10 protein-coding genes are annotated in these 13605 nt (G+C 61.5%); 8 read left to right on the top strand and 2 right to left on the bottom strand.

Annotated features, from left to right (window positions below):
* Positions 1–82 precede the first annotated feature (82 nt).
* The 4 genes from D8U82_RS21645 (at position 83) to D8U82_RS21630 (ending at position 6933) form a co-directional block, all read left to right on the top strand.
* The gene (locus tag D8U82_RS21645; RefSeq protein ID WP_125925782.1) at positions 83–3664 is read left to right on the top strand and encodes a DUF2339 domain-containing protein; all 3582 of its coding nucleotides are present in this window, start codon (positions 83–85) and stop codon (positions 3662–3664) included.
* A complete protein-coding gene (locus D8U82_RS21640) occupies positions 3661–5025 on the top strand; it encodes a DUF3999 domain-containing protein (protein ID WP_130902930.1) in 1365 nt (454 codons plus the stop codon). The genes D8U82_RS21645 and D8U82_RS21640 overlap by 4 nt, the downstream gene beginning before the upstream one ends.
* 291 nt (positions 5026–5316) lie before the next feature.
* The gene (locus D8U82_RS21635) at positions 5317–6327 is read left to right on the top strand and encodes a class 1 fructose-bisphosphatase (RefSeq protein ID WP_016772098.1); all 1011 of its coding nucleotides are present in this window, start codon (positions 5317–5319) and stop codon (positions 6325–6327) included.
* A 3-nt stretch (positions 6328–6330) separates the two neighbouring features.
* Positions 6331–6933: a DUF924 family protein gene (locus tag D8U82_RS21630; protein WP_130887636.1), complete on the top strand. Its 603-nt coding sequence runs from the start codon at positions 6331–6333 to the stop codon at positions 6931–6933.
* A gap of 310 nt (positions 6934–7243) precedes the next feature.
* On the opposite strand, the gene D8U82_RS21620 is transcribed toward D8U82_RS21630, so the two are convergent.
* Positions 7244–9136, bottom strand: a complete 1893-nt coding sequence (locus D8U82_RS21620) for a methyl-accepting chemotaxis protein (RefSeq protein ID WP_197047952.1) — start codon at positions 9134–9136, stop codon at positions 7244–7246.
* Positions 9137–9418: 282 nt separating this feature from the next.
* On the opposite strand from D8U82_RS21620, the gene D8U82_RS21615 reads away from it, so the two are divergent.
* On the top strand, positions 9419–9673 hold the full coding sequence (locus D8U82_RS21615; protein WP_016772095.1) for a hypothetical protein: 255 nt from the start codon (positions 9419–9421) through the stop codon (positions 9671–9673).
* Between the two features lie 29 nt (positions 9674–9702).
* Positions 9703–10272: a lipocalin family protein gene (locus D8U82_RS21610; protein ID WP_016772094.1), complete on the top strand. Its 570-nt coding sequence runs from the start codon at positions 9703–9705 to the stop codon at positions 10270–10272.
* Between the two features lie 121 nt (positions 10273–10393).
* On the opposite strand, the gene D8U82_RS21605 is transcribed toward D8U82_RS21610, so the two are convergent.
* On the bottom strand, positions 10394–11758 hold the full coding sequence (locus tag D8U82_RS21605) for a formimidoylglutamate deiminase (RefSeq protein ID WP_130902929.1): 1365 nt from the start codon (positions 11756–11758) through the stop codon (positions 10394–10396).
* A 146-nt stretch (positions 11759–11904) separates the two neighbouring features.
* Here D8U82_RS21605 and hutC point away from each other — a divergent pair, with 146 nt between their 5' ends.
* Together hutC and D8U82_RS21595 are read left to right on the top strand one after the other, a co-directional pair.
* On the top strand, positions 11905–12615 hold the full coding sequence (gene hutC, locus D8U82_RS21600) for a histidine utilization repressor (RefSeq protein WP_162999786.1): 711 nt from the start codon (positions 11905–11907) through the stop codon (positions 12613–12615).
* Positions 12612–13184 (top strand): HutD family protein, encoded by a 573-nt coding sequence (locus tag D8U82_RS21595; RefSeq protein ID WP_024011240.1) that lies wholly within the window; start codon positions 12612–12614, stop codon positions 13182–13184. The genes hutC and D8U82_RS21595 overlap by 4 nt, the downstream gene beginning before the upstream one ends.
* Positions 13185–13605: the final 421 nt, after the last annotated feature.

The raw sequence follows: 13605 nt of genomic DNA, 5'->3' as shown, positions 1-13605 counted from the left end.
GGCTCGCTCCCACACGGTTTGTGCCTAGACTGAAGCCATCGCCGGACTCGCCCCGCCCCGGGGCTGCTTAGGGATATCGACCATGCAATGGATGTTCATGTTGATCGGGCTGGTGCTCGGTGGACTGCTCGATGAGTCGTTCAGTGGCGCGCTGCTGGGTGCGCTGCTGGGGCTGGTCATTGGCCAGGCGCTGCGCATTGCGCGTCTTGGCTCGCAGGCGGCGGAGCAACAGCGTCAACTCGAGCAAGTGCGCGAAGCATTGCAAGGCGTGGCTCAGCGGCTGTTTGTGCTGGAGGGTTCGCCCTCGCATGCGCCCGTGCCGCCACCTGAAGCCGAGCCAGTCGCCGCACCCGTCGACGTGGCTGAGCAGGCTGCCCCGACCCCTGAACTGATCTGGGAACTGCCCCCCGAAGTCGAACCGATCTCCACCGTCGCCCGCGAACCCAGCCAGCCGCTGCCGGCCGATGTCTGGCGCGCCGAACCGGCTCCCGTTGCACCACCGCAAAAACCCGCCGAACCCCGTGGCCCGAACCTGATCGAACGCGGCATCAGCGCTGCGCGCAATTGGCTGTTCGGCGGCAACACGGTGCTGCGCGTCGGTGTGGTGCTGCTGTTTTTCGGTCTGGCATTTTTACTGCGTTACGCCACCGAAGGCATGGTGGTGCCGATCGAGTTGCGGTACGCCGGCGTCGCGGCAGCGGCGTTGGCTCTGCTTGCGCTGGGCTGGTGGTTGCGCCGACGCAACAGCAACTATGCATTGATGCTGCAAGGCACCGGGATCGCGGTGTTGTACCTGACGGTGTTTGCGGCGATGCGTTTGCATCCGTTGCTTGATCCGTCCGCTGCACTCGGTTTGCTGGTCGCGGTGACGGTGTTCTCGGCCATTCTGGCGATTACCCAGGACGCGCTGGGGTTGGCCGCAGCGGCAGCGTTGGGCGGTTTCGCCGCGCCGATTCTCACCTCTACAGGCGAAGGCAATCACGTCGCACTGTTCAGTTATTTCGCCTTGCTCAACGCAGGCATTCTCGCCATCGCCTGGTTCAAGGCCTGGCGCCTGCTCAACCTGATCGGTTTTGTCGGCACCTTCGGTATCGGATTCGCCTGGGGCCTGCGCTCCTACACACCGGAATTGCTGTGGAGCACCGAGCCGTTCCTGATTGTGTTTTTCCTCATGTACCTCGCCATCGGCCTGCTGTTCGCCCGGCGCAAATTGCGCGACCTGCAGGATGCTCCGGCGGAGGCTGATCGCGAGGCGCTGCTGCAATGGTCGGCACGCAAGGGTGATTATGTCGACGGCACCATGCTGTTCGGCCCGCCGATCATTGGCTTCGGTTTGCAGTTTGCGTTGGTCCAGCACCTCGAATTCGCGGCGGCGTTCAGTGCGTTGGCGCTGGGCATGATCTATATGGCGCTGGCCAAAGTTTTGATGGGCGGGCGCGCGATGCTCCTGGGCGAAACCTGCCTGGCGCTGGGAGTGATTTTCACCAGCCTGGCGATTCCGCTGGGGCTCGATGCGCGCTGGACTTCTGCGGCGTGGGCCGTGGAAGGCGCGGGAATTTTCTGGCTCGGGTTGCGTCAGCATCGACCGTTTGCCCGGGCCTTTGCCTTACTGCTGCAACTGGGTTCGGCACTGGCGTTTCTCAGCCAGTTGCAGCCCGGCGAGAGCAGCCTGCTCGACGGCGCACCGCTGGGCGCGCTGATGCTTGGCGCCGCGCTGCTGTTCAGTTTCTTCCAACTGCGCAAGGCTACGCCCGAGCAAACATTGCCGTGGGAAAGGCAAGGAATGCCGCTGCTGGCGTGTCTGGGCCTGACGTTCCTGTATCTGCTGGCGCCGTTGTTCCTGTTCATCCAGGGCACGGCGATCAGTTGGGCCTTGGCGGGTTTGGCAACGTTGTTTGTCGGCTTGCGGATTCAATCACGCACATTCCTGTTCACCGCGTTCGCCGTGCAGTTGCTGGGCGGCGCGTTGTTCCTGTTGCGCCTGCAAACGGCCGGTGAAGATTCGGCGGCGGTGTTCAGCGCTGGCTGGAGCGGCTTGCTCAGTGCGTCCTTGATCGGTCTGGCCTTGATTGGCGGCATGCTGCTGGCGGCGCGGGCCGAGATGGTGCGCGGCGATGTGCGCCTGCTGCGCGGCTTGTCGGTGGTGCTGCTGGCCGGCTTGGTGCTGATCAATCTGGCGGTGCTGTTCGTGCTGCCGTGGCAAACCGCGAGTGCAGTGTGGGCGGCCAGCGGTTTGCTGATCATCTGGCTGAGCCTGTATCTGCAACAGCGTCTGAGTTTCGTTTTCGGGCTGCTGTTGCAGGTGGTCGGCGGCGCGGCGTTTCTGCTCGCCGGGCCTGAATGGCTCGGGCCATTGTCTAGCGAAGGATTGAAACCATTGGCCCATGGCGGCTTCTGGACACCGCTGGTGCTGGGGCTGGCCGCGCTGATCGGAGCGTGGCGCTTGCAATTGGGTAACCATGCCACGGCTTTTGATGCGTTGAGTTTGCAGCGCTTGTCGCAAGTGCTGCTGGTCTGGGGCGCCGGTTGGTGGACGCTGGCGTGGGTCAGCGAAATCCTGCGTTTCGCCTCGCCGAACCTGCAAGGCACATTGTTGCTGCTGGTCGCTGCGATCAGTGTGGCGCTGTGGACGCTGTTGTCACTGCGCTTGAAATGGCCGGCGCTGGGGTTGCTCTGCACCTTACTGATTCCTGCGGCGGCGCTGGTTTTGCTCGGCGCTTGGCATTCGCGCTACCACCCGGCCGCCGACTTCGGCTGGCTGGCGTGGCCGGCGCTGTTCGTGGTGCACTTCTTCAGCCTGCGCCGCTTGGCGTCGATGTTGCCGGCGCGCGCATTGAGCGTGGCCCATGTGCTCGGTTGCTGGCTGCTGATTGGCGTGCTGGCGCTGGAGTTGCGTTACGGCCTGCTGTTGTTGTCCGAGCAGTACAACGCGTGGCGCTGGCTGGGCTGGGCGATTCTGCCGAGCCTCTATCTGTTGCTGATGGCTGTACCCCGAACGTGGCCGTGGCCGGTGGCCGCATTTGCTCGTGAGTACCGCTTGTATGCGGCGGCACCGCTGGCGGTGCTGATGCTGGCGTGGTTCTGGCTGGCCAATGGCGTCAGCGATGGCAATGCCGAACCGTTGCCTTACGTGCCGCTGCTCAACCCATTGGAGCTGGGGCTGCTGTTTGCGCTGTTCGGCGTTTATGTCTGGTCGCGCAGCGCCGTTGCGCAGTTGTCGATCCGTCAGGATCTTGCCGACCACGCCACGCAACTGATCGCCGGGGTTTCGCTGTTCGCCTTCTGCACCGCGCTGGTCACCCGCGCGGCGCATCACTGGGCTGGCATCCCGTTCGAGCTTGATCAACTGCTCGCGTCGATGCTGGTGCAGGCCGGCCTGTCGATCGTCTGGACGTTGATGGCGCTGGGGCTGATGATCGGCGGCCATCTGCGCCATCGCCGCGAAGTGTGGCTGATCGGCGCGGCGCTGATTGCGCTGGTGGTGGCCAAACTGATTTTTGTCGAACTGAGCAACCGTGGCGGCCTCGCCCGGATCGTCTCGTTTATCGGTGTCGGCGTATTGCTGCTGGTGGTGGGCTACTTCGCGCCGCTGCCACCCAAACGCGTCGAGGCCGAACCGGCGGCGGACAAACCCGCGCCGGATACCGAAGGAGTTGCATCTTGAGTCGCATGCTGAATCTGGGGTGGTTGGCGCTGGGCGTGGTGATGGTCGCTGGCGCTCAGGAAAAACCGGCGGACTTCGCCACGCAAGTGCCGTTGACGGTGAGCGGCAATGGCCCGTGGTATCGCCTCGATCTGCCGCTGAGCGCGCAATTGCAGGCGCGCCAGACCGATCTCAGCGACCTGCGTGTGTTCAACGCCGCCGGCGAAGCTCAGGCCTACGCCTTGGCTCGCGAATCGGCGCAGACCCGCGACGACGGCAAGCTGCATGAGGTCAAGTGGTTCCCGCTTTACAACGCCGCCGACGCCAGCGAGCGCGCGCCGAATGTGCGCGTGCAGTCGACCACCAACGGCACCTTGGTCGAAGTGCAACCGTCCTCGCAACTGGAGGCGGGCGAAGAAGTGCTGCGCGGCTGGTTGCTCGATGCCAGTGCGATCAAGGCACCGTTGCAGCAGTTGATCCTCGACTGGACCAGCGAGCGCGACGGTTTCCAGCGTTTCAGCATCGAGGCCAGTGACGATCTGCAGCACTGGCAGTCATGGGGCGAGGGCCAGGTGGCACGGCTGACCTTTTCCGATGAGCGCATCGAACAGCACGAAGTGACCCTGCCGGGGCAGACCGCGCGCTATGTGCGCCTGCTGTGGGAGTCGCCGGGCTCGGCGCCCGTCCTGACGTCGGCGCAATTGAAAAGCAGCGACCCGCGCAACCTGCCGCTGCCCCTGGTGTGGTCGCCCAGCGTAGCCGGCAGCAGCACCAAACCTGGGGAATACACTTGGCAGTTGCCGATGGGGCTGAATGTCGAGCGGGTGCAGATTGAGCTGAAACAGCCGAACAGTCTGGCGCCGGTGACGTTGGCCGGCCGGCGCGAGAGCAACTTGCCATGGCAGCCACTGAGCAGTGGTTTGCTGTATCGCCTGAGCCAGAACAATCAGGACGTGGTGCAGAACGAAATCCCGCTGTCCGGGCGGACCGTGCAGCAACTCAAGCTGACCGTGGATGAGCGCGGCGGCGGTTTGGGTGAGCAGGCGCCGGACCTGAAATATGCGGTGCGCGCCACGCAGGTGATTTTCCTCGCCCGGGGCGAAGGGCCTTACAGCCTGGCCTTGGGCAATGCCACGGTGAAAACCGCGAACCTGCCGCTGGCAACGTTGATTCCGGATTTCAAGCCAGAGAAGCTGGCGAGCCTGGGCAAGGCGACGGTGCAGGACGAAGCAGTGGCCACGCAAACCTCAACGGCGACGACGGCTGCGGTGGCCGGGACCAATTGGAAGAAGTTCGGCTTGTGGGCGGTGTTGCTGCTCAGTGTGGTGTTTCTCGGGGCGATGGCGTTCAGCCTGTTGCGCAAACCGCCAGCCAATACCTAAGCATGGCGGCGCTTTGCGCCATTCGCGAGCGGGCTCGCTCCCACAATGGAATGCATTGCCCTGTGGGAGCGAGCCTGCTCGCGAAAGCGCCCGGGCAGACACTGAAAATCTTCAATCGCTCATGCCGAACCGAACTACGCTCAATCCGACACCTGAACTCTCCACCAACAATCACGTCTCATACAGGCAAATACACCCAGGCGCACGTTAGCCGGCGTCTTCGCTCGCTAGGTTTTCAGACTCCCTGTAAACTGCGCGGGTTTTCCGCCCCCCATTCCACCGGAGCCGTCCATGTCCCGCGTTACCTTGAGTCGCTATTTGATTGAGCAGACCCGCAGCAACAACACTCCTGCCGATCTGCGCTTTTTGATCGAAGTGGTGGCGCGTGCCTGCAAGGAGATCAGCCACGCCGTGTCCAAAGGCGCCCTGGGTGGTGTTCTGGGCAGCATGGGCACCGAGAACGTGCAAGGCGAAGTGCAGAAGAAGCTCGACGTGATCTCTAACGAGATCCTCCTCGAAGCCAACGAATGGGGCGGTCACCTGGCCGGCATGGCGTCCGAAGAAATGGACAACGCCTACCAGATCCCGGGCAAATACCCGAAAGGCGCATACCTGCTGGTCTTCGACCCACTGGACGGCTCGTCGAACATCGACATCAATGCCCCGGTCGGCACGATCTTCTCGGTACTGCGTTGCCCGAACGAGTACCTGAGCCAGAACGAGCCGCTGAACGAAAAAGCCTTCCTGCAGCCAGGCACTCAGCAAGTGGCCGCCGGTTACGCCATCTACGGCCCGCAGACCATGCTGGTGCTGACCCTGGGCGACGGCGTCAAAGGCTTCACCCTCGATCGCGAAATGGGCAGCTTCGTCCTGACTCACGAAGACATCACCATCCCGGAAACCACCCAGGAATTCGCCATCAACATGTCCAACCAGCGTCACTGGGAAGCCCCGGTGCAGCGCTATGTCGGCGAGCTGCTGGCTGGTGAAGAAGGCCCGTTGAAGAAGAACTACAACATGCGTTGGGTCGCGGCGATGGTTGCCGACGTCCACCGCATCCTGACCCGTGGCGGTCTGTTCATGTACCCGCGCGACAGCCGCGAGCCGTCGAAACCGGGCAAGCTGCGCCTGATGTACGAAGCCAACCCGATGTCGTTCCTCGTCGAACAAGCCGGCGGCGCGTCCACTGACGGTCACCAGCGTATTCTCGACATCCAGCCGGAAGGCCTGCACCAGCGCGTTGCAGTGTTCCTCGGTTCGAAAGAAGAAGTCGCCCGCGCCACGGCTTACCACAAGGAATAAACCATGCACGCGCCCTGGCAGCCGTTGCTCGACTGGTGGTTCGGACACGCCGAATCAGCCAGCGAAGTGGCGGCCGAAAAGGGCAAGTTGTGGTTCGGCAAGCGAAACAGCCAAGACCTCGAAGCGCAGACGCGTTTCGGGGTCTTTGTCGATCAGGCCCTGGCCGGCGAATTGACCGAGTGGACGCAATGTCCCGAAGGCTGGCTGGCGGTGGTGCTGTTGCTCGATCAACTGCCACGCATGATCTATCGCGACACCCCCAAAGCGTTTTCCGGTGATCTGCGCGCACAGAAGCTCGTCGCCCAAGGCATTGCAGCGGATTTCGATCGGCAGTTGAAACCGATTCAGCGTGTGTTCATTTATCTGGTGTTCGAACACTGCGAAAATCTCGCAGTGCAGAACGAGGCGGTTTCCAGATTTATTGAATTGGTGGCTGAACAGCCAGAGTCGGAGCGGGCGGTGTTTGCCGATAACCTGGACTATGCCGAGCGGCATCAGAAAGTGATTGCCCGATTTGGCCGGTTTCCGCATCGCAATGCGGTGTTGGGGCGGGAGTCTACGGCTGAAGAGTTGGTATTTCTTTCCAAACCTGGATCACGGTTCTAGTTTGCTGGGCTGGATCCAGTTCATCTAGCTCAAGAAATACGTCTTCAGCGTTTGTATAGTTTCCTCGATCGATTTCCTCGCTACCCAGCGCAAGGATTGCCAATAATGTGATTTGATCTGGATGAACCCCGTTGTGTTTCTTGTTCATCTGGCAAATTCCCGATGTTTATATTGAAGACATTCTGCGTGATGCAGGCCGCTTTCGCGAGCAGGCTCGCTCCCACAGGATCTGGTGGCGCACTCAAATTGTGTAACCACCGGAGATACCTGGGGGAGCGAGCCTGCTCGCGAAGAGGCCTGAGGCTGCAGCTTAGATCCTGAAGCTGCCGACCAGATGCTTCAACCGCGCCGCCTGCTGCTCAAGGTCCGAACAGGCTCGCAATGTCGCCTGCAAGTTCTCCACGCCTTCCTGATTCAGCGTGTTGATCTCGTTGATATCAACGTTGATCGACTCGACCACGGCTGTCTGTTCTTCGGTCGCGGTGGCCACCGACTGGTTCATGCCGTCGATTTCGCCGATGCGCTGGGTCACGCTGCCCAGACGCTCGCCGGCCTGGTTGGCGATGCCGACGCTGCTTTCGCTCTCGCGCTGGCTCTCGGTCATGATGGTTACTGCCTGACGTGCGCCGACCTGCAACTCTTCGATCATCTTCTGTACTTGCTGCGCCGAATCCTGGGTGCGGTGCGCGAGGTTGCGCACCTCGTCGGCGACCACGGCGAAACCGCGTCCGGCTTCACCGGCGCGCGCGGCTTCGATGGCGGCGTTGAGCGCGAGCAGGTTGGTCTGCTGGGAGATGCTGGTGATCACTTCGAGAATCTGACCGATGTTCACCGTGTTGCTGTTAAGCGTTTCGATGTTGCCGCAGGAATCGCTGATCTTTGCCGACAGCTGTTGCATGGCGTGGATGGTTTTATCCACCACCTGCTGGCCGTCGACCGCGAGGCTGCGCGCATCGCTGGAATGCTGCGAGGCGAGGGCGGCGTTCTGGGCGATTTCCTGAGCGGCGGCGCCTAGCTGATTGATCGCGGCGGCGACGCTGTTGGTGCGGCTGGCCTGCTGGTCTGAGTTGTACATCGACGAGTTCGAGGCAGCGACCACACGCAGGGCGACTTCGTTGACCTGGCCGGTGGCCGAGGACACTTCGCGGATCGACGTATGAATGCGTTCGACGAAGCGGTTGAACGAAGTGCCCAGCGCGCCGAATTCATCGTTGCCGTGAATCACCAGACGCTTGGTCAGATCGCCTTCGCCTTCAGCGATGTCATGCATCGCGCGGCCCATGGTCAGCAGTGGCTGCATCAGCACGCGAATCAGCATGCCAAGCAGGCCGATGATGATCAGCACGGCGATGACCATGGCGATCAGCGCCGAGGTGCGGAATTCGCTGAGCATCGAGAACGCGGTGTCTTTGTCGAGCACCAGTGCCACGTACCAGTCAGCCGATGGCACGCCGTTGACGCGAGTGAAGGAAATCAACTGGGTCTTGCCGTCGAACTCGACTTCTTTCAAGCCCGGACTGACTTGAGGCGCGCCGTTCGGATAGGCCTCGGCGAGGGTCTTGAGCACCAGCTTGCTGTCCGGGTGAATCAGGATCTTGCCTTCGGCGCTGACGATGAATGCATGACCGTGGCCGCCGAAGTTCAGCGAGTTGATGATCGCGCTGACGCTGGTCAGGTCAATGTCGGCCCCGGCCACGCCGAGCATCTGGCCCTGACGCTGCACCGGCGTGGCGACGGTGATCACCAGCTTGCCCGACGAAGCGGCAATGTACGGTTCGGTGACGATGGTCTGCTGCGCGCTGTTGGCCGCTTTGTACCAGCCGCGCGCCCGTGGATCGTAGTCCGGCGCACGGTTGCCGGCCGGCACCGAGAACATCACACCGTCAGCGCCACCGAAATAGCTGAGCTGGAAATTGCCGGTGTAGGCGGGCAGGTCAATGATGCGCTTGAGGCTGGCGGGCGCATTGCCATCGACGGCGACTTGCTGCGACAGCGATTGCAGCAATTGAATGCGGCTTTCCAGCCACGTCTGGATGTTGCTGGTGGTCAGGCTGCCCAGCTCCTGCATGGTCGCTTCGGTACTGCTGCTCAAGGCCTGACGCTGGCGATAGTCGTTGAAGAAGATGAAACAGGCGAACGCAACGGCCACCACAAGGGCAGCAGCCAGCAGAATCTTGTGGCTGAATTTCATGTTTCTGGTCATCGAATGAACTACCGCGAGGGGGCTGGTCAGGAAAGGGCGGCAATTTGCCATATTCGGCAGCGTTGCGCTGCTCTTATTTTCGACCGCGCCGCGCCAAAGATTAGGCGTTTGCAGGGAAAGTCGACGAAATGCTCGACGGCTTCACAAAGTTTTTGATTTACCGGCAAAAGCCGGACGGGCGGCCTGATAAATAGGCGTTCGGTCACGGAACCAGATGACACTTTTCTCTTCTAAGCTTCTGGTTGGCACCATGCCATCCCCCCTCGTTCCAGGAGTTTCACCATGTCGCTGCGATCTATCGCCCTGCTGTCGTTTTGCGTGCTGTTGGCCGCATGCAGCAAGGTCAATCAGGAAAACTACTCCAAGCTCTCGGCCGGCATGGCCAAGTCCGAAGTGGAAACCCTTCTCGGCAAGCCCACTGATTGCTCGGGCGCGCTCGGTATGTCCAGCTGTACCTGGGGCGACAAGAACAGCTTTATCAGCGTGCAATACGCCGGTGACAAAGTGCTGATGTTTTCCGGCCAAGGCCTGAAGTAAACCGGGGCTTCGCGCCCACGGAGAAAAAAATGAAGCGGTTATTGCTGATCCTTTTTGCTGGCCTGGTACTGGCTGGCTGCGCCACTTCCGGCGTCGACCCGTTGGCGCCCAAGACCGTCAACAGCGTCAATCTCAAGCGTTATCAGGGCACCTGGTATGAACTGGCACGCTTGCCGATGTACTTCCAGCGCCACTGCGCGCAATCCGAAGCCCATTACACCCTCAAGCCTGACGGTAATGTCGGCGTGCTCAACCGTTGCCTGACCCCGGAATGGCAATGGGAAGAAGCCAAGGGCACGGCTTATCCACAAGTGCCGGGCAAGACCGACAAGCTCTGGGTCGAATTCGATAACTGGTTCTCGCGCCTGGTGCCGGGTGTGGCAAAGGGCGAGTACTGGGTGTTGTACGTCAGCGACGACTACAAGACCGCCATCGTCGGCGATCCGAGTCGCAAGTACTTGTGGCTGCTGTCACGCACACCGACCGTCAACGGCGTAGTGCGCGAAGAATTGCTGAGCAAGGCGCGTCAGCAGGGTTACGACACCACACGCCTGATCTGGCGGGCGTCGGATCGGCAGATGGCCAAGACGTCCAATTAAGCCTCGATACAAATCAACTGTGGGAGCGAGCCTGCTCGCGAAGAGGGTGTATCAGTCGACATGAATATGGACTGATACACCGCTTTCGCGAGCAGGCTCGCTCCCACAGTTTGGTTTTGGGTCAGCCCAAGAGATCGCGCAGGACCCGGGTGAAGGCTCGGGCGCTTTGCTCTTCGTCGGCATGCCGTCCATCGCGCACCACCCACTGACCATTGACCAGCACATCGCGCACCTGGCGATCGCCGCCGGCGAACAACCAGCGATTGAGAATCCCGTCCCCCGAAGCCGTCGCCAGATACGGATCGTTGCCATCCAGGACAATCCAGTCCGCGCGCTTGCCCACGTCCAGCGCGCCGATCGGCTGACCCAGCGCCTGCGCGCCGCCGTCCAGCGCCGCGTCATACAGGGTGCGACCGACCATCGGCTGGTCCGCGCCATACAAGCGATTGCGCCGCTGATCGCGCAGACGCTGACCATATTCCAGCCAGCGCAATTCCTCCACCACGCTGAGCGAGACATGGCTGTCGGAACCGATACCCATGCGCCCGCCCTGTGCGAGGAAATCCACCGCCGGGAAAATCCCGTCACCCAGATTCGCTTCAGTGGTCAGGCACAGCCCGGCGATCGCGCGACTGTTGGCCATCAGCGTGACTTCATCCGGGTTGGCGTGGGTGGCGTGGACCAGACACCAGCGCTGATCGACTTCAGCGTTCTCGTAGAGCCATTGCAACGGACGGCGACCGCTCCAGCTCAGGCAATCGTCGACTTCTTTCTGCTGCTCGGCGATGTGGATGTGCACCGGGCATTGTTTGTCACTGGCCGCCAACACTTCGCTGATCTGCTGCGGCGTCACCGCGCGCAACGAGTGGAAACACAGACCCAGCGACTGCGCCTTTTGCTGCGCCAGTAAAGGCTGCAAACGCGCTTGCAGATTCAGATAGTTCTCAGTGCTGTTGATAAAGCGACGCTGGCCTTCGTTGGGCGTTTGCCCGCCGAAACCGGAATGACTGTAGAGCACTGGCAGCAGGGTCAGACCGATACCGCTTTCGCTGGCGGCCTGGCTGATGCGCAACGCCAGTTCCGCCGGATCGGCGTACGGTTGGCCGTTGCTGTCATGGTGCACGTAGTGAAATTCGGCGACCGAGGTATAACCGGCCTTGAGCATTTCGATGTACAGCTGACGGGCGATGATGCCGAGCTGATCGGGGCTGATTTTTCCGACGAGGCGGTACATCAGATCGCGCCAGGTCCAGAAACTGTCGTTGGGGTTGCCGGCCACTTCGGCCAATCCAGCCATGGCGCGCTGGAAGGCGTGAGAGTGCAGGTTGGGCATTCCCGGCAGCAACGGCCCGCGCAGGCGTTCGGCGCCGTCTGCGCTGGAATCGGCCTGGATTCGGGTCAACAAGCCATCGGCGCTGACCTCGAGACGTACATTGTTGGCCCATCCCTCAGGCAGCAGTGCGCGTTCGGCAAAGAAGGCGGACATCGTTCGGCACCCCATCGTGTGTTATTTGTATATACATATACAGACGTTTGCCTGCCCGGTAAACTCCGGCAAGCTAGTCACTTTCATCCAATGAACAGGGATCAACCGTGCCGACTCCGCCTCCAGTTTCTCCGTTGGCCGCGAACATGGGCGACAGTCCGGCGCCTTTGTACGCCCGCGTCAAACAGATGATCACCCAGCAGATCGACAGCGGTAACTGGCCGCCGCACTACCGCGTGCCGTCGGAAAGCGAACTGGTCAGCCAGCTCGGCTTCAGCCGCATGACCATCAACCGCGCCCTGCGCGAGATGACCGCCGACGGCCTGCTGGTGCGCATGCAAGGCGTGGGTACGTTTGTCGCCGAACCGAAGAGCCAGTCTGCGCTGTTCGAAGTGCACAACATCGCCGATGAAATCGCCTCGCGCGGCCATCGCCACACCTGCCAGGTCATCACCCTCGAAGAAGAGGCCGCCGGCTCCGAACGCGCGCTGGCGCTGGACATGCGCGAAGGTCAGAAGGTCTTCCACTCGCTGATCGTGCATTACGAAAACGGCATTCCGGTGCAGATCGAAGACCGTTTCGTCAACGCCCTGGTCGCGCCGGAATACCTCAAGCAGGATTTCACCCTGCAAACGCCTTATGCCTATCTCAACCAGGTCGCGCCGCTGACCGAGGGCGAGCACGTGGTCGAAGCGATTCTTGCCGAGCCGTCGGAGTGCAAGTTGCTGCAGATCGAAAAGGGCGAGCCGTGCCTGCTGATTCGTCGACGTACGTGGTCGGGGCGTCAACCGGTGACGGCGGCGCGTTTGATCCACCCCGGTTCCCGCCATCGTCTGGAAGGGCGCTTTCATAAATGAATTATCAAGTGAAGGTTCTACGCGCCGAAGGCTACCCGCGCATGCCGTGGAAAAACGGCGGCGGCAGCACCGAGGAAATCACCCGTGATGCCGGCACTGGCCTGGACGGTTTCGGCTGGCGCCTGTCGATTGCCGACATCACCGAATCGGGCGGTTTCTCGACATTCGCCGGTTACCAGCGAGTCATCACCGTGTTGCAGGGCGACGGCATGACCTTGTGCGTCGACGGTGACGATACCCGTCCACTGTTACCCTTGGACCCGTTTGCTTTCAGCGGCGAAAGCCAAGTGTCCTGCACCTTGCTCGGCGGTGCGATTCGCGACTTCAATCTGATCTACGCGCCGCAACGTTACAGCGCGCGATTGCAGTGGCTGGACGGTGAGCAGCGGTTTTTCAGCTCGGCATCGACGCTGCTGGTGTTCAGTGTCAGTGAGCTGATGGACGTGCGTGTTGGCGACGGCGTTTCGCAGCTCGGTCGGCATGATTGCCTGCAACTGGACGGCAACAGTGGGCTGGTCGAAGTCTCCACCAACGCGGCATGCTGCGTGATCGAACTCCCCCAGAACTGAACACACCCTGTGGCGAGGGGATTTATCCCCGCTGGGTCGCGAAGCGGCCCCATTCCTGATTTAAAAAAGCGGTCTGCTGCGCAGCCCAGCGGGGATAAATCCCCTCGCCACAAAAGCCAACCCCACTCTTGTTTCCCTCCACGCACCAACTTGTTACCGAACGCCCCAGCGTGGCGCAAAACCACGCTCACTTGGCCTAGCCGCATCTCCTCAGAATCTCCTCCCGGAAAATTTCATCCACGCCAGAACCCTCGATTCAGGCGCTCTCCAGCCATGCCCGTGATTTTTCCAGAACACTCCTCCAACAAGTTGGCCGCTTGATTGCATATGCTTGTATGTACAAGTAAAGACGTATGCGTATGAGTCGGTCGAGACTCTCCGCAGCGTCCACTGATTCGCTTGTCGCGCAGCACAGCGCGCA

Source organism: Pseudomonas sp. Sample_23, from assembly GCF_004307595.1.
GTDB classification, from domain to species: domain Bacteria; phylum Pseudomonadota; class Gammaproteobacteria; order Pseudomonadales; family Pseudomonadaceae; genus Aquipseudomonas; species Aquipseudomonas atacamensis.
The sequence above is the reverse complement of the archived record's forward strand: the minus strand, read 5'-3'. Positions and strand labels throughout refer to the sequence as shown.